This window comes from Terriglobus sp. TAA 43, assembly GCF_000800015.1.
Classification (GTDB): domain Bacteria; phylum Acidobacteriota; class Terriglobia; order Terriglobales; family Acidobacteriaceae; genus Terriglobus.
In genome coordinates this window covers 2,556,477-2,582,374 of the sequence record NZ_JUGR01000001.1, presented here as the reverse complement: position 1 = coordinate 2,582,374, position 25,898 = coordinate 2,556,477, and the positions used below count along the sequence as shown (strand labels likewise).

Here is a 25,898-nt window from a genome sequence, read left to right as displayed (position 1 = left end):
AGTGGTCAGACCATGCACTGCAGCTTCAGCGGCCGGATTTCTTGCTGGCCAGCGGCGGCGGATACGGGCTCTTATGTTTGCGTGGCGCAGGTGCGGGTGGGGGGAGCAAATCAATGCCTTTGCGATGTTCCTCCACAGCCTTGCCCAGAGCGAATTTCAGCGCCTCAAGGCCTTCACCAGTAACGGCGGAGATCGCATAGAAAGGCAGCTTGCGACGCTTGGCGTAAGTCTGTAGTTTCTTCAGCTTATCCGGGTTCGCGGCGTCGATCTTGGCAGCAACCACGATGACAGGCTTGTCTTCCAGATGGTGGCCGAACTCCTTGAGCTCGCCGGCGATCACCTTGAAATCTTCTACCGGGTCCGGGCGTCCACTACCGTCAGAAACATCGACAAGGTGGGCCAGAACGCTGGTGCGTTCAATGTGGCGAAGAAACTGGATACCCAGTCCCGCACCCTGGCTCGCGCCTTCGATCAGTCCGGGCATATCTGCAATGACGAACGACTGTTCGTGCGGGAAATCGCCCACCTTGACCACGCCCAGGTTCGGTTCCAGCGTGGTGAAAGCGTAATTCGCAATCTTGGGACGAGCAGCCGAAAGGCGCGAAATCAGCGTCGATTTACCCACATTCGGGTAGCCAACAAGGCCCACATCGGCGAGTAGCTTCAGTTCCAGTCGCAGATGCTTCTCTTCGCCGGGACGGCCCAGTTCGTGTTCGCGTGGAGCTTGATGGGTGCTGGTGGCAAAGTGCTGGTTGCCGCGTCCGCCACGTCCGCCGCGTGCTACGACAATCTGTTCGTCGGGGTAGCGAAAATCATGAATCAGGTCGCCGGTCTCTTCGTCGAAGACCTGCGTTCCCACCGGCACGGCCAGAAGGGTGTGTTCGCCACTGCGGCCGCTCATGTTGGAGCCTTCGCCGTGGGTGCCGCGATCTGCTTTGTGTTCCGGATTGAAGCGGAAATGGACCAGCGTGTTGTGCTTCTCGCTGGAACGCATCAGGATGTCGCCACCGTGGCCGCCGTCGCCGCCGGACGGACCGCCGCGCGGAACGAACTTTTCCCGGCGGAAGGCCATGCAGCCATTGCCGCCGTCTCCCGCCTTTATCCGGATTCTTGCCTCGTCAATAAACATCTGTGCTTCTACCAGTTTAGTGGATAGCCGCTTTCCGTGCCGAAATGGACCCCGTTTCCCACATCCGTTGCAGACGGAAGGTCTTTTTTTGTGCCTGTTAATGGGAGAAAATGGAGGCGCTGGACTACACACAGCGTCCCCCGCGCGTTCACGTCCTGTTGACAGTGATCTGCCAGACTCAGAGGGGACTTTTCGCAGAGGGCCTCAGAGTTCCACTTACGCCCCGCAAAATCATCCGAAAGACCCTGCCGGCAACCGATTCGGTGGGTACATTAACGGAACAAATCTCAGGAGACTTTTCGATGCAAACGAATCCCCTCCGCAGCCTTGCGCTTGCGGCAGTACTTATGTCTGGAACGGCGATTGGCGCATTTGCGCAGTCGGCCGTCGACGGCGCAGTAGGCGGAATTATCCATGATCCGACCGGTGCAGTCGTGCCGGGAGCACAGATCACCGTCACCAACAATGGCACTTCAGCCGCCCAGACTGTCAAGGCCGATGATCAGGGCTACTTCCGCGCAATCCATCTTCAGCCCGGAACCTACACCGTGGAAGTCACCTCCACAGGCTTCGGCGCATACAAGTCCACAGCCGTCGTTGTGCAGGTTGGTTTGCTGACCAACGTGGATGCAAGCCTTGCCGCTGCGGGCACAAGCACTGAAGTCACCGTAACCTCCGAAGTTCCGGCCATCAACACCACCTCGCCCGACTTCAACAGCGTCATCGAACAGCACGTTCTGCAGAACCTGCCGGTCAACAACTACCGCTGGTCCAGCTACGCTGCCCTCACGCCGGGCGTCGTGTCGAACTCCGACGGTTTCGGCCTGTTGAGCTTCCGTGGCCAGAGCGTACTGCAGAACAACATCACCATTGACGGTGCAGACGACAACCAGGCCTTCTTCGCAGAAGAGCGCGGTCGTACACGTGCTGGATACTCCACGGCGCAGAGCGCAGTGCAGGAGTTCCAGGTGAACACCTCGAACTACACGGTGGAATACGGTCGCGCAGTGGGTGGCGTTGTGAACTCCGTGACCAAGAGCGGTACAAACCAGTTCCACGGCGAACTCTACTTCCGCGATCGTGACGCAGGCTGGGGTTCCAAGTCGCCGACCACGCAGCTTACCACCGTTACTTCCTCTGGCCCTGTCACGAACGTGATCAAGCCGAAGGATTGGCGCAAGCAGTTTGGTGGCGCGGTCAGCGGTCCCATCATCAAGGACAAGCTGTTCTTCCTGCTTGCCATTGATAAGTTCAAGCGCAACTTCCCCGGAACGGGCGTTGCCAGCAGCCCGGCTACCTTCTTTGCTGCTCCGGACGCAACCCTGCCCAACGGCAAGACCTGCGGTGTCACCAGCGGAACGGCTGCGCCCAGCGCGGCAGATGCCAGCAATTGCACCCTGGCGTTGAACTACCTTGGCAACTACAACCAGTACGCCAATGCAGTCCCGCTGTACAACAGCGGTCTCACGGCGCTGAACACCATGCTCGGCGCTGTGCCCCGTACTGGCGATCAGAACATCTTCTTCCCGAAGATTGACTGGCAGATCAACGGTCGTAACCACGCCACCTTTGAAGTCAACCGCCTGAACTGGGCATCGCCCGCCGGCATTCAGACGCAGGCTACGAATACCTACGGCACGCGCTCGTTCGGTGATGACTTCGTGAAGCTCACCTTTGGCGTGGCCAAGCTGGACACCACCATCACCAACAACCTCGTCAACGAAGTGCGTTACCAGTACGGCCGCGACTTCGAGTATGAGTTTGCCCAGACTCCGGCTACCAGCTACGAGCAGAACTACATCAACCGTGCTCGTGGCGGCTCCTATACCAACCCGTTTGGCCTACCCCCGAACGTCAGCATCACCAACGGTTTCAACTTTGGTACGCAGACCTTCCTGCAGCGCCAGCGTTATCCCGATGAGCGCCGTTGGCAGGTGGCTGACACCGCAAACTGGACGCACGGTTCGCACAACGTGAAGTTCGGTATGGACTATCTGCACACCTACGACCTGAGCCAGAATCTGCGCAGCCAGTTCGGCAGCTACAGCTACTCCACCGTGGGCCAGTACCTCGGCGACTGGTACAACGGTCAGAGCACCGACCCCACCGTTTACAACAAGGCGAAGAACTACTCGTCCTTCCAGCAGGCCTTCGGTCCCACGGCATTCGACTTCGTCACGCACGACATCGGTATCTTCGCGCAGGATGAGTGGAAGGCTACCCCGAACCTCAGCATCACCTATGGCCTTCGTTACGAGCTGCAGCTCTTCCCGCAGCCTTATGCAGGTTTGCCTGTAACAGGTGGAAGCTTCGGTACCAACGCCATCGCCCAGACCGGTGCAATGCCGTCGGATAAGAACAACATTGCTCCGCGCGTCGGCTTTGCGTGGGATCCGTTCGGTGATGGCAAGACCAGTGTGCGCGGTGGATTCGGCCTCTTCTATGGCCGCACCATCAACTCCACCATCTACAGCGCGCTGACCTCCACCGGCAACGCAACGCAGGTGAATGGTGTGCCGGTTTCGCAGCTTACCTTCAACTACACGTCCACGCAGAGCGGTGCACCGTCTTACCCGGCAGTCATCTCCAGCGTAGGTTCGGCGGGTGCGGCTCCTGCCTCCACGTACTTCGCAAAGGGCTTCCAGAACCCCTACACGGAGCAGTTTGACCTCTCCATCCAGCGCTCCATTGGTTGGAGAACGACCATCGGCGCCAGCTACATTGGTGCACTTGGTCGCGAGATGCCGAACTTCGTGGATGCCAACCTGCCCACGCCGACAACGACTGTGACCTACACAGTTGCGGACACCACCGGCAAGGGGCCCCTGCCGAACGGCACGAAGGTCAGCACACGCTTCTATGCCAAGGGTGCTACGGGCACTGTGGCAGCGGGCGTGAATGGTCCTAATGCCTACGCAAGCAGCCAGCGTCCCAACCCTGTGTTCGGCGCGGTAACGGCGATTGTCAGCAATGCCAGCTCCAGCTATCACGGTGTGATTCTGGAAGCGAAGCACCAGCTCACAAACGGCCTGTCGTTCGATGTGAACTACACCTACTCCCACGCGTTGGATAACGGCGTGAACAGCACCACGTTCACCAGCGCCAATGCCTACACGGATCCGCTGAACCCCGCGGCTGACTACGGCAACTCGGATAACAACGTGCCTCAGCGTCTGGTGATGTACGCCGTTTACCAAACGCCGAAGTTCGTCCACGGTCCTCTTGGTCTGATCACGAACGCATGGGAAATCTCTCCCAGCTTCGCAGCACAGAGCGGTCTGCCGTACTCGCTGGCAAGCAGCGGTACCCCGACCACAGCGCTGGGCGACAACGGTGCTTCGTTGTCGGCTATCGGTGGTGGTATCAACGGCTCCAACGGCGCATTCCGTATCGCGAACATTGGCCGCAATACCTACAAGCTGCCCCGCACCATGGTGGCTGACCTTCGCCTCAGCAAGCGTTTCGTGATCCGCGAAGGTATGGATGTGGAGCTGCTGGGTGAGAGCTTCAACATTGCGAACCACTACAACATCACCGGCGTAACCACGACCGGCTACACCATCGCCACCAGTGCAACGGCCAACACGCTGACCTACAGCTCGGCATTCGGCACGCGCACCTCGGTGAACAGCAACCTGGCTTACAGCCCGCGTCAGATCCAGTTGGGAGCGAAGTTCCACTTCTAACTCTGGAATCCTTGTATGCGAAGGGCGACGGTCTTCACCGTCGCCCTTTTTCTTTGCAGACGATTTTGCGTTTTCGCGCAGGAAACGCTACGCTGCGGAAATCCGAATTTTGTTACGCCTAGAAGTTCTCCAGACAACATAGGGAGGGCTTCAGCAGCAGTGCCTTTGTTCTCGCAGTGGTGTGTTCCGAAGAAGTCAGCCGCAGGCTTCAGCGTGCGGTTGCGGAGTGCTGTTTCGCTTGCCTGGGTTGTCTCGTATCGCCGTTCTTCTCTATCCACGCCGAACGTTCACCGCGTTGCTGCTGAGTGTTGCCGCTGTGCCCGCTGTCATGGCGCAGGATGCATCGACTGGCGCACTGAATGGCGTTGTCCGAGATCCCTCCGGCGCTGTGCTTTCGGCCGCCACACTGACACTGCGTGATGTGCAAACGGGCCAACAGCGTACGTTGCAATCGGATCGTCTGGGCGAGTTTTACTTTCCATCGCTCACAGCCGGAACTTACGTGCTTTCCGCTACGGCCACAGGCTTCACTCCTCTACAGGTGAATGCTGTGAGTGTCGCTGTTGGCAAGACAACACGCCTGATGCCGCAAATGCAGATTGGCGGAGTACGTCAGGAAGTGGAAGTCACCGCATCTCCCACTGTGGAGTTTGATTCTCCGTTGAATGCGAACCTGTCGCCGCAGCAGTTGCAGATGCTACCGCTGGATGGGCGCAGATTCCAATCACTTGCAGTGCTTACTCCACTGGTCGCTGCGGAAGACGCAAATGCAGTATTGAATCCCGCAGAAGAGAGCGCGCCGCAAGCTGTCGGCGATACCGATAACGCGCGGTTGTCCATCCGCGCGCAGGACCCAGCGCTGAACCGCTTCACGCTTGACGGCGAGGATCATACGCGACAGTTTGATATGCAGCCGCGTGGCGGCGGCGCTCTGCCCTTTGCCATTACGCAAGAGGCCGTGCAGGAGTTTGGCGTGCGAGCCGTGGCCGATGCCGATTCGTCGCAACCTCACGGCGCGGGCGGAGCTCTGCGGACCATCACACGTCGCGGCGGCGAAGATGTCCACGGCTCGGCGTTCTTTCTGATTCGTAACAGCGCGGGAAACGCCACGAATCCCTTCAGCACGACGACGCGTTACAACAACGGATCGCCCACGACGACACTGGTAAAGCCTCGCGATCAACGTGAACAGTTCGGTGGTTCTATTGGTGGCAGACTCGGTCTGCACAGTACATATGGCTTTGTCGCGGTGGATGGCCAACGTAGGAGTTTTCCTGCAATCTCCAGCCCGTCAGACAGTGCGTTTTACTCGCTTAAAGCAGTTCAGCGTGCTTTGCTGGCGAATCGCGGCGTCAGCACCACCGCAATTGCGAAAGGGCTGGCATACATCGACAGCCTGAGCGGCACGCTGGATCGCCATGCGAATGAGGTGTCGCTCTTTCCGCGGCTGGATTGGGACACGGCGCGCAGCAACACCTCTGCGCAATGGAATCGTGTGCGATTCGACTCCGCGGCGGGGCAGAATGCTCTGCCTGTGGTGGCGCGCGGACGCGGCAGCATTGGCAGCGCTCGTACGGAAGGCGATGACGTGCTGTTACACACGACGGCCATGTTGCATCGGCGATGGAGCCTGGATGCACGCATCGGCTACAGCCGCGACGTGACCTACGCTGAATCACCAACGCCATTGCCACAGGAGCCGCACACGGGTCCGGGCGGTAGCGCTCCGCAGGTGGATCTGTCCGATGCATTCTCGTTCGGCAGCGCGCCTATCACCGGGCTGCGCAGGCTTCCCGATGAACGCAACGTCGAGGCAGGAATCACATTGCAATTCCACGGACGCGCGCACCAGGTGAGTGTGGGCACATCGCTCATCGCAACGGACGAGCGCATTGCCGGAAGCGAAGCCAACAATGGACGTTATCTCTATGCCAACTCCACCGCAGCGGGGCATGCAGGTTCGTTGGTGGACTTCCTCACGGATTACACCTACAACTCTGCCAGCTATCCGAATGGCGGGTGCCCGTCCATCTACTCGCAGCCGCATTACTTCTGCTTCTCCAGCTTCACGCAAACGTTCGGAAGCATCCCGGAGGCTCGTTTCCATACAGCCGAATGGAGCGCGTTTGTTTCGGATCGCTGGCGCGTGACGCCGCGACTTCACATCAACGCAGGTGCACGTTACGAGTGGGATCGGCTGCCGCCACCACAGCATCCGAATGCCAGCATTGACGCGGTCTTTGGCGGCTTCGCAGCGACCCAGACAATGCCCTCAGACACAAATGATCTAGCGCCATTCGGGGGCATTTCGTATGCACCAACGAGCGGGACGGTGGTGCGAGTGGGATACGGTTTTCAATTCTCAAGTATCCCCGGTACTACGATTCAACGAGCACTTGCGAACACCGCACAAACCGCGAGCCAGACGCAGCTTCGCATTACACCGCGCACCATCATCGATCCTGCGTGCGCTTCGTACGGAACGAACTTTGGCTATCCCGCCACGTACACCTGCGCACCGTTTGGACCGCTGGCCGCCACAGGCGCTGCATGGGCCTTTTCACGTTCGTTTCAGATGCCAACAGCGCAGACCGCTGAATTGTCGGTTTCTCAGCAGATTGCGACTCGAACGCACATTTCAGGCAGCTACGTTCTTGCCATGAGTCGTGAACTGACAGACACCGTTGATCTCAACATCGCGCCATCCACTTCCAACATCGCATTCCGTATCGTGCGCAACGGCGGCGAAGCGGGCGCAAGCGGCGGCGATGTATTTCATGTGCCGCTGTACACCGCACGCAAAACATCCGCGTTTGGCCCAGTGACGGCCATCCTTTCGGATGGCAACGGAACGTATCACGCCATGGCGTTGTCACTGGAGCATCAAACGCCACGCTCCCTTACGCTTCGTGCTTCGTGGACGTACAGTAAATCGCTCGACACCGTACGCACTGGTCCCACGGCGAGCAACGAGAACGCGCACTTCGATCCGTACAGTCCGCTTTACGATCGCGCGCCATCAAATTTCGATCACCGGCACCGCGTAACAATGCTGGCAGTGTGGCAACCGCATGCAGAGATGGCAAATGCTTTTCTTCGCGCGGTTGGCAATGGATGGTCGCTTTCCCCGGTACTGCTGTTTCAAAGCGGACGACCCTACAGCTATAACCTTTCCGGCGGTTCGTCCTTGCCGGGTGGCCGTGAGAGTCTGAACAACTCCGGCGGCGCGAATTACCTGCCCAGCGTGGGGCGCAATTCGTTGCGTCTCCCCTGGACTGAGAACGTCGATGTGAGTCTGTCGCGTGCCTTTGCGATAAAGCGTGATCGCGTCCGCCTGCGACTGATGATGCAGGCCTATAACCTGCTAAATCATGTGAACGTGACCACTGTGGAACAGCGCGCATTTCTTGTAGGTTCGGCAGGTGCAGATGGTGTCGTACCGCTTACCTTTCAAGACGCTGCAACGATCACCACAGAGGGAGTGACCGGAAAGCCCTTTGGCATGGCAAGTCAGTCGGCAAACTCGCCCACACGCGAACGACGTCTGCAGGCTGGCCTACGTTTTGAGTGGTAGAGCTCAATAGTGAAAGCCCGTCAACCTGAACGAAGCATGTCGCTTCACGCAGGTTGACGGGCCACCGATTGAATCAGCTTGAAACTACTTCGAGAACCGAAGCAGCAACATCTGGTGGCGTTTCAGCGAGTACTTGTAGTCGTCCTTGATCGCGCCAAGGTCCTTTGCATTCCAGATATCGTGTGCCTTCATGCCTGGCTTCACGCCTGCTTCCTTCAGGTGGAGACCAACGCCGCGCACAAAGTTCTCATCTTCACCGAAGTTGATGACAGCCAGAGCCACACCGCCGTCAGCCAGCGGACGCGACCAGATTTCGATTGGTCCTTCCTGGTAGACACGCTCTGCCTGCTTGCCCAGCTTGTCCTGATCAATGGCCACGACTTCGCGGTTTGTCAGGATGCCAGTGACTTCCGGGGTCAACTGCGTCAGGTTGTTGCCTGCCAGCAGCGGCGCGGCCAGCATGGCCCACATGCCCATGTGTGCACGGTTCTCATTCGGCGACAGCTTGCCGTTGCCCACTTCCAGCATGTCGGGATCGTTCCAATGGCCGGGGCCAGCGTACTTGCCGAGTCCAATCTGTGTCTTCCCAATGAGCGCGATGGAGGCCCAGTTCGCCTGCACGTCACCCGTTGTGCGCCACAGGTTTGCACCCACGGACGGTCCCCACTGCCATACGGAATCAAAGCCATATTGGCACAGGCTGTACACGATGGGGCGTCCTGTCTTCAGCAGCGCCTGGTGCATTTTCTCGTAGGCGTCGTGCATCATCTGGTTCTGCTTCAGCTGGTCATCCGGAGCCTTGCTTTTCATCTCCTTGCCGAACCCGCAGAGGTCGTACTTGAGGTAGTCGATACCCCACGAGGCATACAGGTCGGCGTCCTGCTGCTCATGGCCCAGGCTGCCTTCGTACTTCGCGCAGGTCTGGTCGCCGGGGCTGCTGTAGATGCCCAGCTTCAGGCCCTTGCTGTGTACATAGTCGGCCAGCGCCTTCATGTCCGGGAACTTCTCGTTGGTGTGCAGCACGCCGCTCGCGTCGCGCTTGCCTTCCCACGTATCGTCAATGTTCACGTACACATAGCCCGCATCGCGCATGCCGCTGGAGACGATGAGATCCGCTGCGGCCTTCACGTCGTCCTGCGTTACTTTTCCAGCGAACCAGTTCCACGAGTTCCATCCCATGGGCGGTGTGGGCGCCAGCGTGGTCTGTGCTGCGGGTTTGGTCTGCGCCACGGCAGACAGAGAAAGTGCAGAAGCAAGCAGGGCAAAGGCAATACGTCGCATAGAATTTTTTTGAGACCTCAGAATCAGGTGGTCGAACTGCGCAGAAAAGCATACATCGGTTTGCATTACAGAATCCCCAAGCTATGCTGCGGAGAGAGGTTTAGCGTTTGACATCTGCAATGTTTACGTATGCACCAGGCCGTGTAAATCTGCTGGGCGAACACACCGATTACACCGGCGGGCTAGTGTTACCCATGGCGATCCCCTTCGCAACGAAGGCCACCGTGACTGCTGCCGCAGACGGCTACGTGTTTACTTCGACAGCGTTCCCCGGAGAGCACGCCAGTTCGCGCGATGAGAAGGCCACCGGCGCATGGAGCGACTATCCGGCAGGCGTGTTGCATGAGCTGTGGGCGCTGGGCATCGAAGTGCCGCCGTTCCGCATGGAGCTGGATGGAAACGTGCCGCTGGGTGCGGGGCTCAGTTCCTCCGCGTCAATTGAAGTGGCTACTGCTGTGGCACTGTTGCGTCACGCAGGCGCAATGCTTGAGGCAAAGGAGATTGCTCTGCTGTGCCAGCGTGCAGAGAACAACTTTGTCGGTTCGCCCTGCGGCATCATGGATCAGTTTGTTGTGACAGCCGCAACAGAAGGACACGCGCTGTTGCTGAACACGCGCACGCTCACCTACGAGTTGTTGCCGATGAACACCGGTTTCCTGGCGCAGTGCAGCATCGTGATTGCCAACAGCATGGTGCGGCACTCTGTCGCCACGGGCGATTATGGTGTGCGACGCCGCGAGTTGGAAGAAGGTCAGGCTGTCATCCGTGCGCGCTTCCCGGAAGCAGAAGACCTTGGGCGCGCAACGACAGAGCAGTTGGAGTTCGTACGTGCCAGCCTGAGCGACGACGTGTACAAGCGTTGTAAGCACGTCATCACAGAAAATGCGCGTGTGCGTCAGGCGGAGGTCGCCATGAAGGCAGGCGACGCTGTGAAACTGGGCGAGTTGATGAATGGCTCCCACGCCAGCCAGCGCGACGACTTTGAAGACAGCGTCCCCGAGATTGATTTCCTTGCAGCCACAGCGGTCACGCTGCCGGGCTGCTACGGCGCACGTCTCACCGGCGGCGGCTTTGGTGGATGCACCGTGAGCCTCGTCGCATCGGACGACGTTCCCCAATTCACGGCGCAGCTTGCCGTGGCGTACAAAGGCCACTTCAACATCGAAGCTGAAATCTACGTCTGCACACCGGCGGATGGCGCGCTGGCGCAACTGGAGCGTGCGTAATGAATTCGTTGTTGCTGACCACACCGCATCGTCGTTGGAATCCGCTCCGTGGGGAGTGGGTGCTCGTATCGCCGCATCGCACGCAGCGTCCGTGGCAAGGCCAGACGGAAGACGCTGCTATCCCGCAGGCGTCGCAGTACGATCCGTCGTGCTATCTGTGCCCCGGCAATCCGCGCGCTGGCGGCGAGCAGACACCGCATTACACCGGCACCTACGTTTTCACCAATGATTACGCGGCTTTGAAGCCTGACGCTGAGACCATCACGGAAGACGATGGCCTGCTGCATGCTGAAACGGAGCGAGGCATCTGTCGCGTGTTGTGCTTCAGTCCGCGACATGACCTTACGCTGGCAACGATGGATGTGCCGTCGATCCGCGGCGTGGTGGATGTGTGGGCTGCGCAGGAAGCAGAACTGGCGGCAAATCCGGGCATTCGCTACGTGCAAATCTTTGAAAATCGAGGCGCCATGATGGGTGCAAGCAATCCGCATCCACACGGCCAGATCTGGGCCACCGAACATATTCCCAACGAACCCGCCACGGAGCTGCGCACGCAAAAGGAATACTTCGCGAAGCACGGCGAAACCATGTTGCATGCCTATCTGCAGAAGGAACTGGAGAAAGGCGAACGCGTGGTCGCGCAGAATGACACATGGGTTGTAGTGATTCCATTCTGGGCAGTGTGGCCATTTGAAACCCTGGTGTTGCCGCGTGATCCTGTTGCCTCCATGCGAGCGCTGAGTGAGGCCCAACGCAATGGCCTCGCGGACATCCTCAAGACGCTCACCGCTGGCTACAACCGGGTCTTCGATGCGCCGTTCCCATATTCCATGGGCTTTCATCCCGCCCCATGCGATGGCGAAGAGCATCCGGAATGGCAGTTGCATGCGCATTTCTATCCGCCGTTGCTGCGCTCGGCCACGGTGCGCAAGTTCATGGTGGGATTTGAACTGCTGGGATCGCCGCAGCGCGACATCACACCGGAAAGCGCCGCAGCCACGCTGCGTAATGTAATGCGCTAAACCGCCGCAATGGAGGACAATGGGAGTGCCATGAGCACTCTCAATCCATTTCGCCTGCATCCGTCTTTCTCCGAACGCACATGGGGTCGCCGCGACCTGAAGCCTTGGTATCCCGACTGGGCTGAGCGCGATGCCAAGTACAAGGATCCGATCGGTGAAGCCTGGTTGACCGGGCCGCAGTCCCTCGTGAATGACGGCGATTACGCGGGCGAAACGCTTGCGTCACTGGCAGGGAAAGAGCCGGTCAGGTTGCTGGGAACGTTGGCGAAGGAAAAAGAATTTCCTCTGCTCATGAAGCTTCTGTTCCCGAATGACAAACTTTCCGTACAGGTGCACCCAAACGACGAAGAGGCTGCTGCCCTAAACATTGGTCGCGGCAAAACGGAGTGCTGGTACATCCTCGAAGCCGAACCGGGCGCCTCTGTAGCCTGTGGATTAAAGCAGGGTACGACGCTGGACGGACTGCGCGATGCCATCGCGAACGGCACTGCAGAAGAGTTACTGGAACACATCCCTGTGGCCGCTGGCGACATGGTGTTTGTGGACGCGGGAACGGTCCACGCCATTGGACCGGGCGTGACCATCCTCGAAACGCAGCAGACCTCTGACACCACGTATCGCCTGTACGACTACGGTCGTCCGCGCGAACTGCACGTCGACAAGGGATTGGCTGTGAGCAAGGTGACTACACGTGCGGGTAAGGTTGAGGCGAAACCCATCACCGTAGAAGGACGCGAAGGCAAACGGTTGATCCAGGAAAAGTACTTCACCGTGGATAGCTTCACGCTGAAGATTGGCGACACCATCGAGTTTGAGAATCCCGGCGACAAGCCCTATTGCCTGACGGCCATCGGTGGCGACGCTCAGGTGATTGTGGTCGGCGAAGCCCTGACGGAGCTTCCTGCCAGCACTTCCGTGATTGTGCCTGCGGATGTGGCTCGCGTGTTGGTGCGGGCTGATAGTGCGCTGGAATTGGTGCGCGCCACCCCGTAAGTCGCGTGCTCAGGAAGCCGTGTTTGCCGGCGCTGCAGCGCGACCAAGGAAAAGCAATACAAGAAGGAGCAGCGTCGCCAGCACAAGAATGCCGGCGCTGCTCATCAGCACCAGATGTTCTGTGAGCAGCAGACATCCCGCCGACCACAGCGCAATGGCCCAGCCAAACGTGCGGAAGTGCGACGAGTGAAATACTCCAGCCAACGGCAGTAGGTGCAGTCCCAGGATGATGCCGAATGCAGCCGGAAAATACGGCAGCAGATGCAGCACCGCCAGGATGCTGAACGCCGTTAGCTCGGCCACGCCGCCAATGATGTACACGGCGGCAAGCATCTTGCGGCGGCGCAAGCCGTGGAGGTCGGGTGTTGGCTCGTCGATCATCGGGTTCAAGCTCACACTATCATTTCGTTCGCGCACGTCATCAGTTCCAGCGCGGATCGCGGGTGATTTCCACGAAGTCCAACGCACCGGTGCTGTGAATTTCAATGCGGTCGCCCAGTTTCAGGCGGACACCGTTGCGAACAAATCGTTCGGCAGAGACACCACCCGGTTGCGCGCCGCGCACAGCCGATGTCCATGTATCCACAACCGCGCCGTTAATGCGCAGCACGAATCGCTGCGGCGCTTGCGGCGCGTCGAAGTAGCCCACTTCAATGCGATAGACATTCTCTTCGCCGCGAAACTCGGTGCTGGCTGAGCAGTCAGACAGGGAGCAGGCAATGTAGGCACCCCCGGAGGAGCCTTCTTTATCTTCGGTGAAGACTGTGTGATAGCCCTTCAATGTCATCGTTTCCGCTTCAATGCGGCCAGCGTGCTTGCCCGCGAAGCCCAGCGTGTCGGGCTGGCCGGTCACGCGGAGTAGCCAGTCGACAACCGCTTCGCGCCATATCTCCGCGCGGCGGGCATTGTCCTGCAATAGCAGATGCGTGGGCGTCCACCGCTCCGGTTCTACAAGCTCGCGGGTTTCATCCCACGCGTCGTCGGCATTGGCTGCGGCGGATGCGCCGGTGAATGCGGCGTCGTACACCTCCTGCGTCACGGTCTGGCCGTCGCGGACACGGAAACTAAGCGGCACACGATGCAGCAGCAGCAGCCATTCCGGTGGCGTTGCGGCAGGATTTTCATATTCCCTGCGGAAGGCTTCCGGGAATTCGGCAGATTGCAGTCTCGCTGCGCCAATGCTGTGGTGGTCTGCTAGCGTATGCCCCGCTTCTGACGTCATGGGATCGGGTCCATGTTCTGTACCAAGACGCGGCAGCCCCAACGGCGATGTAATGCCGGCATAGCTGGCTTCGCTGTCGAGGACGATCTTCTTGGCCACATCAAAGATGCGGGCATCGTCGCCCCACGTCTGACGAGCCCACTGATCAATGATGCTGTCGCGCGATTCTTCAGGGTTCCATGCAAACCGCCCAAAGGCATACAGGCTGGCCTGCAGCAATGGCTGGTCCAGCATAGGCAGAACAGCTCCTTGCGAAATCGTCCCCAGCGCCCCGGTAAGGCTGTTGGCCACCGGAGTTCGCAGAGTCATTTGCCAGGCACGCAACGGGGTCACAGGTTGGCGCACACCTCCGGGGAGCAAAAGGAAACGCGCCGCACGCTGTTCCTTCCCGGCGCTCTCCGGGGCAAGCCCGCTCATGGGCGCGTCGGCGAAGCTGCTGTCCTGAAGATGAAGGTTGCGTTCGGCTTCCAGGTCCGCAGCGCTGGACCAGACGCGGATTCCGTACGGACGAAAGATCCGCGCAGCCTCTGCCTTCTGCTGCGCATTGCAGTTCAGGACGAGGCCGTTGATGCCAACCGAGGCAAGAAGGCGTCCATACTGACGCAGCACGCTGTCCTCTGGCATCGTGCCTTCCATCTGGATCGCTCGAAGCGGAAAGCGCGGCGACTCAGCGATTTCGTTGGGAAGCTGGCGGTCTTCTGTGACCATGGCGGCGAAACGGAAGGCTGCATACAGCTCCGCGCGTGGCGATCCGCCCTCCAACACCCACCATTGCCGTATGCCGTTACGCAGATGCACGATGCGGAAACCCTCTTCCGGCACGGGCTTGTCCACCCAACCGGGTGCAATGCGTGCCAAACCAGAGCGACGCAGTGCTTCGGGGGTGCCAAGAATGATGGCATCATTGCGCGGGTCAATGCGATGCAGCAGGACATCCGTCCCGGCAACCATGTGCCCGAGACCACGATCCAGTTCCTCCGCGGCAGCTTCTTCTTCCGGTGCAGGACGGCCATTAGCGTCGCCCAGAAGCGCCACAGCGTGGGGCATGTCGTGATAGCGCGGTGGGTCGGGCGGAATCACATAACGCAGCCAGCCTACGGCAGAGGGCGCAGGCGTCTGAGCCACGGAAACGACTGCAAACGACAGGCCTGCAAGCGTTCCAAGTGCCAGTCTTTGCAGCGTTCGCAACATTCCCCCATTTGGACTCCGCCCAGACCATTTTGGTGGGTCCAGGGACGAGTATCCGAAGCACAGTTGATGATAGCGAGTCTGGGCGAGATTGTGCTCTTAGCGTGTTTCGCTGGTCACAGGAACGCGAGACGCACTGGCGTCGATGCGGATCACGCGCATCCCCGCCGCTTCCGCAGCCTCTACCCCTTCGCGGGAATCCTCGAAGACAAGGCAGTCCTGCGGTTCCACCTGCATGCGGCGGGCTGCTTCAAGAAAGAGATCCGGAGCGGGTTTGCCCTTGGCCACATCCTCACCTGAAACGATCCATCCAAAGACCCCATCCATGCCCACAGCGCGCAGGGTGGCTTCAATGTTGGCGCGTTGATTATTGGAAGCGACGGCCATGGGAACTTTGCCCTGAAACTGCAGAGCCACGTCACACACCGAAACAATGCGTTCCAGCAGATGCAGGCTTTTTGCGTAATTCGCTACCCACTGCTTCAGAATGTCCGCATGTGGCGCGGGAATGGGGCCGTAGGTCTTTTCAATGGCGAGCAGCACCTGCGGCGGTGTGGTGCCGTATAGGGTCCGAGCCCATTCTGCCGTGGGCAAAATGCCCATGGGGCCCAGCGTGGCCCGCAGCGCGGCAATGTGCGCGGGCAGCGTCTCCACCAGTGTTCCGTCGCAATCGAAGATCAGGGCTCGGAAGCTGGCAGGGTCAAGGTGGAATTCCATGCAGGCATCCTATCAACCCCGCATGACATGCAAGCGAGCAGAAGAGAACCTGCAATCACCGGGAATCGAACAGCGCACAACCAGTGGAAACACGGTTGACATGGTTACGTCGAGGGGCTTACGCTCTCGGAACTGAGACGTCTCATATCCGCCGCAGCGCCGCAGACGAGCGCCGCCTTGCGCACAGGCTGTACCTACAGAACACTTTTTCCTCGAGGATCGACCATGGCAGTGGAACGCAGCACAGTCCAGCAGGCAGTAGAAGCTGGCAAAGGTATTTTGAAGCTTGCCCCTTCGTGGGTTCCCCGCTCGTTCATGATTCCCGGACGACGGCTGAAGCTCCATCCTGATGACATTTACGCATTCGGCGGCCATCGCGGCGGCATTAATGAGCGTTGGTTCTCTTCCACCACCAAGGCCGCCAACGGCCCGGACACCACAGAGTTTGAAGGACTTTCCTTTGTGGTGACCAAGGACGGCAGCAAGTTCCTGTTGAAGGACGCCGTAGAAGTTGCAGGCGGACTGCTGCTGGGCGACGACGTTTTCAAGCGCGAAGGCGGATGGAACCTGCTCTGCAAGTTCTTCGATAACGAGGGCCCCATTCCGCACCACATGCACCAGAATGAGGAGCATGCCAGCGCGGTTGGCTTTAAGGGAAAGCCTGAGGCGTATTACTTCCCGCCACAGTACAACCAGACCTTTAACAATTTCCCTTTCACCTTCATGGGCCTGGAACCGGGCACCACGAAGGACCAGATCCGCGACTGCCTGAAGAAGTGGCAGCAGGGCGACAACGGCATCACATTCCTATCGCGCGCCTATCGTCTGGAGCCGGGTGCCGGATGGCAGATTGATCCGGGCATTCTGCACGCTCCGGGTTCGCTCTGCACCTACGAGCCGCAGGTGAACTCCGACGTCTTCGGCATGTTCCAGAGCGAAGTGGAAGGCCGCATCGTTCCGTGGGATCTGCTCGTGAAGGATGTTCCTGAAGACAAGAAGCAGGACATCGAATACATCATCAGCATGCTGGATTGGGACGCCAACACCGACCCCAACTTCGGCGCGAACAAGAAGGTCTTCCCCAAGGTGCAACGCGAGGAAGCAGGCAAGTTTGTGGAGAAGTGGGTGGTGTACGGCACCAAGTTCTACTCGGCAAAGGAATTGACCATTCTGCCGGGTGCGACCGTGACGATCACCGATCCGGAGGCGTATGGTCTCATCGTGACGCAGGGCTACGGCGACTTTGGCGGTACGCCGGTCAGCACGCCGTCGCAGATTCGCTTTGGCGATCTGACAGAAGACGAACTCTTCGTCACCGCTCCGGCCGCGCGCAAGGGCGTGACCATCACAAATGCAAGCGGCACCGATCCGCTGGTGATCTTGAAGCACTTCGGACCGGGCAACCCCGATGCTGCGGACTTGATCCGCGACTTCGGGCCGTCAAGCTGGAAGAAGTAAGTACATTTCGCGTAGAGTGGGCCGGCTAAATCAAGCGGCCCATCTTTACGCCGCAAAATGCTCGAACGAGGGACTGTCATGTCAGCAACACACAGCAAACCGCGCCTGCACAACGCCATGTGGCCCGGAATCGTTGGTAAAGGACCAGATTCCACCGAGCCATTTATTGATCTTGACACTATGCTGGACCTGACCGCGCAAGCTGAAGTGAACGGCCAGAAATTTGATGGTGTGGACCTGTTCATGTCCGCACCGCACACGTCGATTGACTCTACCGATGACGACCTGAAGGTGCTCGCGAACAAGCTGCAATCCCGCGGTCTAGTCTGCGGATCGTTTGTTGCTCCGGTGTGGGCGCCCACGGGCGGCGGCTCCGCGATGGGCAATGAGATGGAAGTTCGCAAGTTCCTGGAGCAGGTCCGCAAGGCGTGCGTGATCGGCCGCAAGATGACCGCGCTCGGCGTGCGTCCCAGCGGCGTCATCCGTATCGATTCCGCCACTGGGACCGGCGATTGGTACAAGGACCCGAAGGGCAATACGGACAAGATCGCCAAGACCTTTTGTGAGGCTGCAAACATTGCAGAAGCAGAAGGTCAGCGTCTGGCCGCAGAAGGTGAAATCTGCTGGGCAGGCATGCACGGTTGGGATCACATGCTGCGTCTGCTTGAGAAAGTAAATAAGCCGAAGACGGTGGGCTTCCAGGCAGACATGGCCCACACCATGCTGTACACGCTTGGCTATAACTCGCCAGAGAGCCGCATCGTGGCCGAGGGTTGCGCCACTCCTGAAGAGATCATGACTGCGTTGAAGAAGGTCACGAAGGCGCTACGTCCGTGGACGTTTGACTTCCACGTTGCGCAGAACGACGGCACCGTGAAGGGTCAGGGCTCACACGACAAAACCGGACGCCACTGCGCTCCAGATGATCCGAATGGATTGATGGACATTGTGAAGGTGGCAGGGCTGTGGATGCGCGACGACAACGGTGTCCCTACGCGCGCGTTCGAGCACATTTGCTGGGATGGGTGCATGTTCCCGAACGATGTCATGACCGACCCTCAGACGTGGAACAAGGTGTTGAAGGTAATGATCGACGTGCGCGATGCGCATGGTTGGAACTAACGATTCAAAGCGCCTCATGTGCATGGGGCGCTTTCATTTTCGGAGAAGACAGTGAGCAAGAAGACACTCAACATTGGCCTGGTGGGTTATGGCTTTATGGGCCGCACGCACTCCAACGCGTTTCGCCAGGCGCCGAAGTTTTTCGATCTGCCGTATGAGCCGGTGCTCAAAGCGGTGTCCGCGCGCAATCCGGATCGCGTGAAAAAGTTTGCGGATAACTGGGGATGGCAGTCCGTTGAAAGCGATTGGAAGAAGCTCGTCGAGCGCGACGACATCGACCTGATCGATATCGCCAGCCCGAACGACACACATGCAGAGATTGCCATTGCAGCCGCAAAGGCAGGCAAGATCGTTATGTGCGAGAAGCCACTGGGCCGCACCGCAGAAGAAGCGAAGACCATGGTCAAAGCCGTGGAAGATGCAGGCGTGGCAAACATGGTCTGGTACAACTATCGCCGCGTACCCGCCGTCGTGATGTTGAAGGACCTGCTGGATGAAGGCCGCTTCGGTCGCATCTTTCATTACCGCACGCAGTTCCTGCAGGACTGGACCATCTCACAAGACTTGCCAATGGGCGGCGAAGGTCTGTGGCGTCTGGATGCCTCTGTCTCTGGCAGCGGCGTAACGGGCGACCTGCTTGCGCACAACATCGATATGGCCATGTGGCTCAATGGCCCCATTAAAGAAGTCAGCGCAGCCACAGAAACCTTCATCAAGGAACGCAAGAACACGCTCACAGGTGAAGTCGTTCCAGTGAAGATTGATGACGCTTCCGCATTCATCGCGCGCTTCGAAAACGGATCACTCGCGCTGTTTGAAGCGACCCGCTATGCACGCGGCCACAAGGCGCTGTTCACGCTTGAGATCAATGGTGAAAAGGCTTCTGCCTCGTGGGATCTGCATGACCTTCATCATCTGCAGTACTTCGACTACAAGAACGACGGCAAGCTGCGCGGCTGGACAGACATTCACATCACCGATGGCGATCACCCGTACATGAAGAACTGGTGGGTGCCCGGACTGCAGATCGGTTACGAACATACCTTCACGCACCAGGTAGCTGACTTCGTAGCTTCGCTGGATAGTGGCAAGCCAGTGGGACCAACCTTCCGCGATGGCTTGATGACGGAATATGTGACGGACGCGGTATTGAAGTCCGCACAGACAAAGAAGTGGGAGACGGTGGAGACGGAGTAAGTCGAGCTTACTTCTCATCCGCCGTCGCGTTGATATTTCTTCATGCCGCAGGTTGCGGCTAAGTAGGTCCAGAAATTTTGTAACTGAATTACCGGAGGCTGTATCCGATGAAGTATCGCAACTTAATCGCCGCTGCGGGAGCACTTACCCTCTCCGCGACACTCATGGCGCAGGCCCCAGCGGGCGCGCCGCCTGCCAATCCGCTGCGCGCCGGTTTCCAGCGCATTCAGCAGCCGCCACCAATGGTGGACTTTGCCGACAACACCGGCTTTACGTCGCTCTTTGATGGAACGCTGAAGGGTTGGAGTTACGACCCAAACCTGTGGGACATCAAGGATGGTTCGATTCATATCGTCGCCACTTGCGAGAAGCCCACCGGCACGGTGTATGCCGTTTCCACCGCGGGGGAGTTCGGCGACTTCGTGCTGAAGTATGAAATGAAGGGCACCGGCAACATCAACGGCGGCATGCAATTCCGTAGCTACATTACGGGCGATCCATCTTCCACCGGCACGAAGTTCCCACCGGTAGTGCGCCCCGCGCAACAGCCGCGTCCGGCAGGAGCGAATGCACCGGCACGTCCTCCGCGCCCGGCTGCATGCGCCAATCCCGGCACACCGCCGACGCGCGAGTACGAGTCCAAGTGGGATCTGGCTGGTCCGCAGGCCGACTTTGACGAAGGCAACAAGTACAGCGGCATGTTCTATGAACAGAGCGGTCGCGCCGTTATCGCCACACCTGGTTTCTCCATGTATGGCGATGCCAGCGGCAGCTATGCCATGGCAAAGATCGTGGACAAGGCACAGCACGACGAGTGGTTCCACAAGGATGACTGGAACCAGTTCATCGTAGTGGCGATTGGTCACTCCACATCGATTTACATGAACGGTCACCTGATTACGCAGTTTGTAGATACCGATCCCACTTACTTCCGCCCCAGCGGCAAGATTGGTGTGGAATCGGAATCCACCGGCGACCTTTGGGTGCGTAACATTTCCATTAAGAAGCTGTAACTACAGATTAAGAAACCAATGCAGCGGTCGCCGCGAAAATGCAGCGACCGCTGTGTTCTGTTTCGGGAGAAAATAACGGCATGCCGAAGACGAACTATCTGGGACGCCGCACAGTTTCGATTGAAAACGAATTCCTTCGCCTCACCGTGACGGAAGAAGGTGGCCACATTGCCGAGGTGTACAGCAAGCGGGCCGATGTGAATCCGATGTGGACACCGCCTTGGCCAACCATGGAGCCAAGTGCGTTGAAGCCGGAGCAGGAAGTGCTTTACGGTGGCGATGCAGAGGCCAAGCTGCTATCCGGTATCCTGGGACACAACCTTTGCCTGGACATCTTCGGCGGACCCAGCGAAGCGGAAGCGGCTCTAGGACTCACTGTGCATGGCGAGAGTTCCATCTTGCCGTACACGATTGAGGAGTCGGGCAACACGCTCACTTGCACAGCACACTTCCCGTTAGCGCAGATTGATTTCGTTCGCACGCTCACTCTTGAAGGTGAAGGCGTTCGCATTGAAGAGCGGGTTACGAATAAGGTCGGGTTCGATCGCCCCATTGCATGGACGCAGCATGTAACGCTGTCGCCGCCGTTCCTTGATCCGGCAACAACAGAATTTCGAATGAGCGCTGCGGGCCCTTCAATGACACATCCAGAGAGCCTGGGCGAGGCTGCTTATCTGAAGCAGGGCACGCCATTCGGATGGCCCAATGCGCCGGCTGTGAACGGCAGTGGCGTGGTCAACGTCACAGACATGAAGCCTGACGCACCAGCCAGCAGCTACATCGCTGTTCTGATGAAGCCGCAGGCATACTTTAGTGCGTGGTCGCCGAAGTATCGCTTCGCCATTGCGTATGTCTGGGACGGCGCCGACTTCCCCTGGCTTGGTATCTGGGAAGAGAACCGCAGCCGCAGCCATGCTCCGTGGAAGAACGCTGGTGTAACACGCGGTATGGAGTTTGGCGTGAGTCCGTTCCCCGAGTCGCGTCAGTCCATGGTGGAGCGCGGACACACACTGAATACACCGGGATTCAAGTGGCTGCCCGCAAATGGCAAGTTGAGCGCGACGTACTTCATTCGCACGTTTGTTACGAACGAGCCGCCGGTGGATGTCATGGCTTAGTCCTCGCGCGATCTTCTGATGTGATGGGCCGGAGCACGCGGCATGGATTGCCAACGGCCAGCACATCCGAAGGAATGTCGCGTGTGACCACACTGCCCGCACCAATCACCGTGCGATCTCCAATGGCGACGCCAGGAAGAATCAGCGCACCTGCACCAATCCATACGTCGTTGCCAATGGTGACCGGTGCGCCGTATTCCTGCTGACGACGCAGCGATGCCTCCAACGGATGCAGCGGTGTAAGAATCTGCACACCGCTGCCAATCTGCGTGTAATCGCCAATGATGACGCGGCATACATCCAGCACAATGCAGTTGAAGTTGAAGAACACGCGTTCACCCAACTCAATGTTTGCGCCATAGTCGCAAAAGAAAGGTGGCTGCATCCACACGGTGTCGCCACCTTTGCCAAACAGCAGACGCATCAGCGAGCGGCGTTCATCCGCATCGCGGTCGCGCGTGTTGTTTAACGAATGGCAAAGGTCGCGTGCGCGTTCCCTGCCTTCCATCAGTTCCGGGTCAAAGGGATCGTAGAGCTCGCCTGCGAGCATCTTTTCGCGTTCGGTGCGGTTCGCCATCTTTGTTTGGATTGGGTTAAGAGGATGCGCGTTGTTTACGCTTGGCGTCGCTCCACTCGCAAAAGAAATTTCCCGCTGCCACCTGAGCAACAGCGGGAAATCAAGAAGTAGAACGGCGCTTTATTTAGAAGCTCAATTTCAGACTCAATTGCAATTGTCGCGAAGTCGCAGCCGCTGTGATGACACCCGCAGTAGGGCTTGCGACAATCGCTGCAGTTTGATTTGCTGTGGTGCCTTGCGATGGGCCGGAAGAATAGATCACCGCATTCGGGCTCAGCAGATTCGTGTGATTCAAAAGATTGAAACTCTCCACACGGAACTGCGCCAGCACACGTTCGCCAATCGAAGTGGTCTTTTGTAGTGACAGATCCCAGTTCGCGTAACCCGGAGCATTCAGCGTGTCGCGTCCCAGATTGCCTACCGTACCATATGCGGGCGCACTGAATGCCGCAGGATTGAAGTACTGTGCCACACGCTGAGCTGTCGTGCCTTTATTGACTAGCTTGCCGTTGAAGCCGGGGTTTACATTCGGGCGAACTGGGTTACGCGTATCGCCGGAACCTGTGGGGTTATAGCCAAGCTGCGGTGAGAACGGCAGACCACTCTGCAGCGTAAGGATCGTGCTCACCATCCATCCGCTCACCAGTTCATTGGTGAACGCACCGCTGTTCGAAGCGAGTGCATGGCCGTGACCGAACGGCAGATTGTACGTTCCGTTGAACGCTGCAAGATGACGAACATCCGTGGAAGCAGTACCGTAATCCAGCGCGGGGTTCTTCGGATAAGAAACGAACGCAGGTGTATTCGCAGAGACGCTCGTGTTCCACGCCGATCCGTTATCCAGATTCTTGCTGAAGGTATAAACCGCGCGGAACTGCAGACCGCTGGCTAAGTTCCGCTTCAAGTCCAACAACAGGCCGTTGTAATTGCTGACGCCCTGCGACACCCACGATGTGGTGTTCGCCACGGCAGGATTCGCGCGCGTGGTGTTCGGGTAATACAGCGTGCCGTTGGGCACACCGGTGGGGCAATTGTTGTTGCAGGTGATCGATGCCGGTTCGTTCTGGTTCTCGCTCAAAATCTGGTGATAGCCATGCGATCCAATGTAGCCCGCAGTCAACGAGAGATTCGGTGCAAGCTGGCGTTCAATACGCAACGTATAGGACGCAACCGTTGGCGTCGCAATATCCGTCTGCACATTCGAAGGTGAGATCAAACCTGCCGCGCCAGACGTTGGATTCGCAACAGTAGTACCGCTGTATGAAAGCGTCGTATTAAACGGCGCAGCCTGATCGAATCGATAATCCAGGTTGTCCAGCAGCGAATGATGCAGACCGAAGCTGGCGCGCACTGCGGTTTTGCCATCGCCACTCACATTCCATGCAAGCCCAACTCGGGGCTGTGGCAGGAACTTCGCGCGATTGTTCAACAGGCCATTGCTGCCCACGGTGGGATTGGTGCTGATGACGCCGTTGGTCAGCGTGTACACACCAGCGCGGCCCCGCGCTTCATTGAAACCATTGCTGCTTTCAAAGCGCAGACCATAGCTCAGTTCCAGATTGCGATGTGCCTTCCACGTGTCTTCCACATAGGCCGCACCAAACCAGCTTCGCCATGCCAGTTCCGTTGGCGAAGGCACAACGGTGAACGTTTTGATATTGCCTGCGAGAAACGTCGATAGCGATGCAAAGCTGGCCTGTCCGTACTGGTTCTGCGCCAGGTTGTCATTCGATTGCAGACGCTGCAACCATCCACCTGCTTCCAGCGTGTGATTGCCCAGCGTGATGTAAACGTGGTCGTCGAAAGTGAACAGGTTGCGCGTGATCGCATTGTTCGACCCAACGTTCGCACCCGCACCGGTGATTTGCGAAGAACCATTAGAGGCCGTCGATCCCGCGATCACAATCGCGCCTACCGGCTTACCCGGAACAAATGTGCCAGCGACAGCAGCAACATCCGCAGGTACCGAGCCGAGGAAGTAAAAGCTGGCGCGCGAAAAGCCGAAACGGGCTGTGTTCAACACACGTGGCGAAAACACATGCTGCTCCTGCACGCTGAACACCTGCTCGCGCAACGCTTCGTCAATCAACGAAAGCGGATTCTGCGTGGGCGTGTGCGCCGTCGAATCATCCACGGTATACACACCAAACAACAGATCATTCGCGGTGAGATTCACATCGGCGCGTGCCGTGCCAAAGTCTTCACGAATGTGCTGCGTCGGCGTCGAATAGGCAATCGCGATACCCGAACCAAGATCCGGTCCATTTGCAATAGGCCACAGGTTGAGTAGCGGCTTTACCGATGCCACTGCTGATGCGCGCGATGCCGCATTCGGCACCAGCGTAACGTCACTCAAACCAAGGTTCTGGCGATAGCCTTCGTAGTTGCCGAAGAGAAACACCTTGTCTTTACGAATAGGCCCGCCCAACGCAGCACCAAAATTATTGCGTTGGAAGTTCGGCTTCTTTGCCTGATCGAAGTAGTTGCGCGCATCCAGCGCGGAGTTCCGCAAAAACTCATACGCCGAACCATGCACGCGGTTCGTTCCTGACGCCGTAACGATGCTGATCTGTGCACCCTGCCTCTTGCCATAGCTGGCGCCATACGTGTCAGACACCACATTGAATTCGCGTACAGCCTCCACACCCAGCAACTGCCCGCTGGTACCGCCGGGCGTTACATTGATCAACGACGCGCCGGTGTATTCCACACCGTTCAGCAGGTAAAGATTGTCCTGAGGACGTCGCCCTGAGACAGAAAACATATTGCCCACCGACGAGTTTGATGTACCCACCGAACCCGACCGCTGCGAGGTGTAATTCACCGTCGCGGGATTCAAGGTGATGAGCTGGTCGTAGCTTCGGCCGTTCAGCGGCAGGTCCTTCACCTGTCGTTCGTTCACCAGACCGGAGACCTGTTCGTTCGAAAGATTCACGGTAGGTGCACTGTCGGTCACGCTGACCTGCTGCGCCTCCGAAGCAACACGCAGATGCAGATCAAACGCAACGGCCTGTCCCACAGTGAGGCTGATGCCGCTGTGCTTTTCCGACGCAAAGCCCGCGGCCTGCACGGAGATGCTGTAGGTGCCAACAGCCACAGATGGCGCGGCGTATCGTCCTGCTGCATCGGTGACCAGGCGGCGCTCCGTACCAGTATCTTCGTCGCGTACAACGACGGCGGCGCCAGAAACGGCAGCACCAGACGAGTCCGTTACGACACCATGAATGGTGCTACCAACAACCTGGGCTACGAGCGACGGTTGAGCGGAGGTAGCGATAAGAGCGAGTGCAACGGATGCAAGACGATAGCGACGCGAAAACATGCGCGAGGAATCCTTTTGTGTATGTCGATCTGTGTAGGAAGAAATGCGCGGCG

Annotated in this window: 17 protein-coding genes; 10 read left to right on the top strand and 7 right to left on the bottom strand. The window is 58.5% G+C overall.

Translation table 11 applies throughout. The features are described from left to right. Nucleotides 1–25 precede the first annotated feature (25 nt). The gene (obgE, locus tag M504_RS10995) at nt 26–1,129 is read right to left on the bottom strand and encodes a GTPase ObgE (RefSeq protein ID WP_047491206.1); all 1,104 of its coding nucleotides are present in this window, start codon (nt 1,127–1,129) and stop codon (nt 26–28) included. Nucleotides 1,130–1,431: 302 nt separating this feature from the next. Here obgE and M504_RS10990 point away from each other — a divergent pair, with 302 nt between their 5' ends. Both M504_RS10990 and M504_RS10985 read left to right on the top strand, forming a co-directional pair. After that, entirely contained in the window at nt 1,432–4,815 is a 3,384-nt protein-coding gene (locus M504_RS10990) for a TonB-dependent receptor (RefSeq protein ID WP_047494510.1), read from the top strand. 238 nt (nt 4,816–5,053) lie between these two features. Beyond that, on the top strand, nt 5,054–8,389 hold the full coding sequence (locus M504_RS10985) for a TonB-dependent receptor (protein ID WP_156993688.1): 3,336 nt from the start codon (nt 5,054–5,056) through the stop codon (nt 8,387–8,389). Between the two features lie 84 nt (nt 8,390–8,473). Here the strand turns inward: M504_RS10985 and M504_RS10980 are convergent, their stop codons facing one another. Further along, entirely contained in the window at nt 8,474–9,670 is a 1,197-nt protein-coding gene (locus M504_RS10980) for a glycoside hydrolase family 27 protein (protein ID WP_047494507.1), read from the bottom strand. A gap of 107 nt (nt 9,671–9,777) precedes the next feature. Here M504_RS10980 and galK point away from each other — a divergent pair, with 107 nt between their 5' ends. The 3 genes from galK to M504_RS10965 are packed head-to-tail and all read left to right on the top strand — an operon-like array spanning nt 9,778 to nt 12,911. Continuing rightward, nucleotides 9,778–10,896 carry a galactokinase gene (gene galK / locus M504_RS10975; RefSeq protein WP_047491199.1) on the top strand — a complete coding sequence of 373 codons (1,119 nt, stop codon included), beginning with the start codon at nt 9,778–9,780 and terminating at the stop codon, nt 10,894–10,896. Next, the gene (locus M504_RS10970; protein WP_047491195.1) at nt 10,896–11,918 is read left to right on the top strand and encodes a UDP-glucose--hexose-1-phosphate uridylyltransferase; all 1,023 of its coding nucleotides are present in this window, start codon (nt 10,896–10,898) and stop codon (nt 11,916–11,918) included. The genes galK and M504_RS10970 overlap by 1 nt, the downstream gene beginning before the upstream one ends. Before the next feature lie 30 nt (nt 11,919–11,948). After that, nucleotides 11,949–12,911, top strand: coding sequence for a type I phosphomannose isomerase catalytic subunit (locus M504_RS10965; RefSeq protein ID WP_047491192.1), 963 nt, complete (start codon nt 11,949–11,951; stop codon nt 12,909–12,911). 9 nt (nt 12,912–12,920) lie between these two features. On the opposite strand, the gene M504_RS10960 is transcribed toward M504_RS10965, so the two are convergent. The 3 genes from M504_RS10960 to M504_RS10950 form a co-directional block, all read right to left on the bottom strand. Further along, nucleotides 12,921–13,307 (bottom strand): hypothetical protein, encoded by a 387-nt coding sequence (locus M504_RS10960; protein ID WP_156993686.1) that lies wholly within the window; start codon nt 13,305–13,307, stop codon nt 12,921–12,923. A 25-nt stretch (nt 13,308–13,332) separates the two neighbouring features. Continuing rightward, nucleotides 13,333–15,324: an alpha-glucuronidase family glycosyl hydrolase gene (locus M504_RS10955; RefSeq protein WP_047491186.1), complete on the bottom strand. Its 1,992-nt coding sequence runs from the start codon at nt 15,322–15,324 to the stop codon at nt 13,333–13,335. A gap of 96 nt (nt 15,325–15,420) precedes the next feature. Next, a complete protein-coding gene (locus tag M504_RS10950) occupies nt 15,421–16,038 on the bottom strand; it encodes an HAD family phosphatase (RefSeq protein WP_052200629.1) in 618 nt (205 codons plus the stop codon). Between the two features lie 225 nt (nt 16,039–16,263). Here M504_RS10950 and M504_RS10945 point away from each other — a divergent pair, with 225 nt between their 5' ends. The 5 genes from M504_RS10945 (at nt 16,264) to M504_RS10925 (ending at nt 21,946) form a co-directional block, all read left to right on the top strand. Continuing rightward, complete coding sequence (locus M504_RS10945) at nt 16,264–17,496, top strand: hypothetical protein (RefSeq protein ID WP_047491183.1); 1,233 nt, start codon at nt 16,264–16,266, stop codon at nt 17,494–17,496. Nucleotides 17,497–17,574: 78 nt separating this feature from the next. Further along, nucleotides 17,575–18,618, top strand: a complete 1,044-nt coding sequence (locus tag M504_RS10940; protein WP_047491180.1) for a TIM barrel protein — start codon at nt 17,575–17,577, stop codon at nt 18,616–18,618. Between the two features lie 51 nt (nt 18,619–18,669). Further along, nucleotides 18,670–19,815, top strand: coding sequence for a Gfo/Idh/MocA family protein (locus M504_RS10935; RefSeq protein ID WP_047491178.1), 1,146 nt, complete (start codon nt 18,670–18,672; stop codon nt 19,813–19,815). Nucleotides 19,816–19,922: 107 nt separating this feature from the next. Beyond that, a complete protein-coding gene (locus M504_RS10930; protein ID WP_047491175.1) occupies nt 19,923–20,828 on the top strand; it encodes a DUF1080 domain-containing protein in 906 nt (301 codons plus the stop codon). Nucleotides 20,829–20,908: 80 nt separating this feature from the next. Continuing rightward, nucleotides 20,909–21,946, top strand: a complete 1,038-nt coding sequence (locus M504_RS10925; protein ID WP_047491170.1) for a hypothetical protein — start codon at nt 20,909–20,911, stop codon at nt 21,944–21,946. Here the strand turns inward: M504_RS10925 and M504_RS22665 are convergent. Both M504_RS22665 and M504_RS10915 read right to left on the bottom strand, forming a co-directional pair. Continuing rightward, nucleotides 21,936–22,523 carry a sugar O-acetyltransferase gene (locus M504_RS22665; RefSeq protein WP_047491167.1) on the bottom strand — a complete coding sequence of 196 codons (588 nt, stop codon included), beginning with the start codon at nt 22,521–22,523 and terminating at the stop codon, nt 21,936–21,938. The genes M504_RS10925 and M504_RS22665 overlap by 11 nt on opposite strands. A gap of 124 nt (nt 22,524–22,647) precedes the next feature. Continuing rightward, the gene (locus tag M504_RS10915) at nt 22,648–25,845 is read right to left on the bottom strand and encodes a carboxypeptidase-like regulatory domain-containing protein (RefSeq protein WP_047491164.1); all 3,198 of its coding nucleotides are present in this window, start codon (nt 25,843–25,845) and stop codon (nt 22,648–22,650) included. Nucleotides 25,846–25,898 lie beyond the last annotated feature (53 nt).

Excerpts from the sequence above, each read along its gene's own strand:
- obgE (WP_047491206.1), bottom strand. The coding sequence starts at position 1,129 with ATGTTTATTGACGAGGCAAGAATCCGGATAAAGGCGGGAGACGGCGGC.
- M504_RS10990 (WP_047494510.1), top strand. The coding sequence starts at position 1,432 with ATGCAAACGAATCCCCTCCGCAGCCTTGCGCTTGCGGCAGTACTTATG.
- M504_RS10980 (WP_047494507.1), bottom strand. The coding sequence starts at position 9,670 with ATGCGACGTATTGCCTTTGCCCTGCTTGCTTCTGCACTTTCTCTGTCT.
- M504_RS10970 (WP_047491195.1), top strand. The coding sequence starts at position 10,896 with ATGAATTCGTTGTTGCTGACCACACCGCATCGTCGTTGGAATCCGCTC.
- M504_RS10965 (WP_047491192.1), top strand. The coding sequence starts at position 11,949 with ATGAGCACTCTCAATCCATTTCGCCTGCATCCGTCTTTCTCCGAACGC.
- M504_RS10955 (WP_047491186.1), bottom strand. The coding sequence starts at position 15,324 with ATGTTGCGAACGCTGCAAAGACTGGCACTTGGAACGCTTGCAGGCCTG.
- M504_RS10950 (WP_052200629.1), bottom strand. The coding sequence starts at position 16,038 with ATGGAATTCCACCTTGACCCTGCCAGCTTCCGAGCCCTGATCTTCGAT.
- M504_RS10945 (WP_047491183.1), top strand. The coding sequence starts at position 16,264 with ATGGCAGTGGAACGCAGCACAGTCCAGCAGGCAGTAGAAGCTGGCAAA.
- M504_RS10940 (WP_047491180.1), top strand. The coding sequence starts at position 17,575 with ATGTCAGCAACACACAGCAAACCGCGCCTGCACAACGCCATGTGGCCC.
- M504_RS10930 (WP_047491175.1), top strand. The coding sequence starts at position 19,923 with ATGAAGTATCGCAACTTAATCGCCGCTGCGGGAGCACTTACCCTCTCC.
- M504_RS10925 (WP_047491170.1), top strand. The coding sequence starts at position 20,909 with ATGCCGAAGACGAACTATCTGGGACGCCGCACAGTTTCGATTGAAAAC.
- M504_RS22665 (WP_047491167.1), bottom strand. The coding sequence starts at position 22,523 with ATGGCGAACCGCACCGAACGCGAAAAGATGCTCGCAGGCGAGCTCTAC.
- M504_RS10915 (WP_047491164.1), bottom strand. The coding sequence starts at position 25,845 with ATGTTTTCGCGTCGCTATCGTCTTGCATCCGTTGCACTCGCTCTTATC.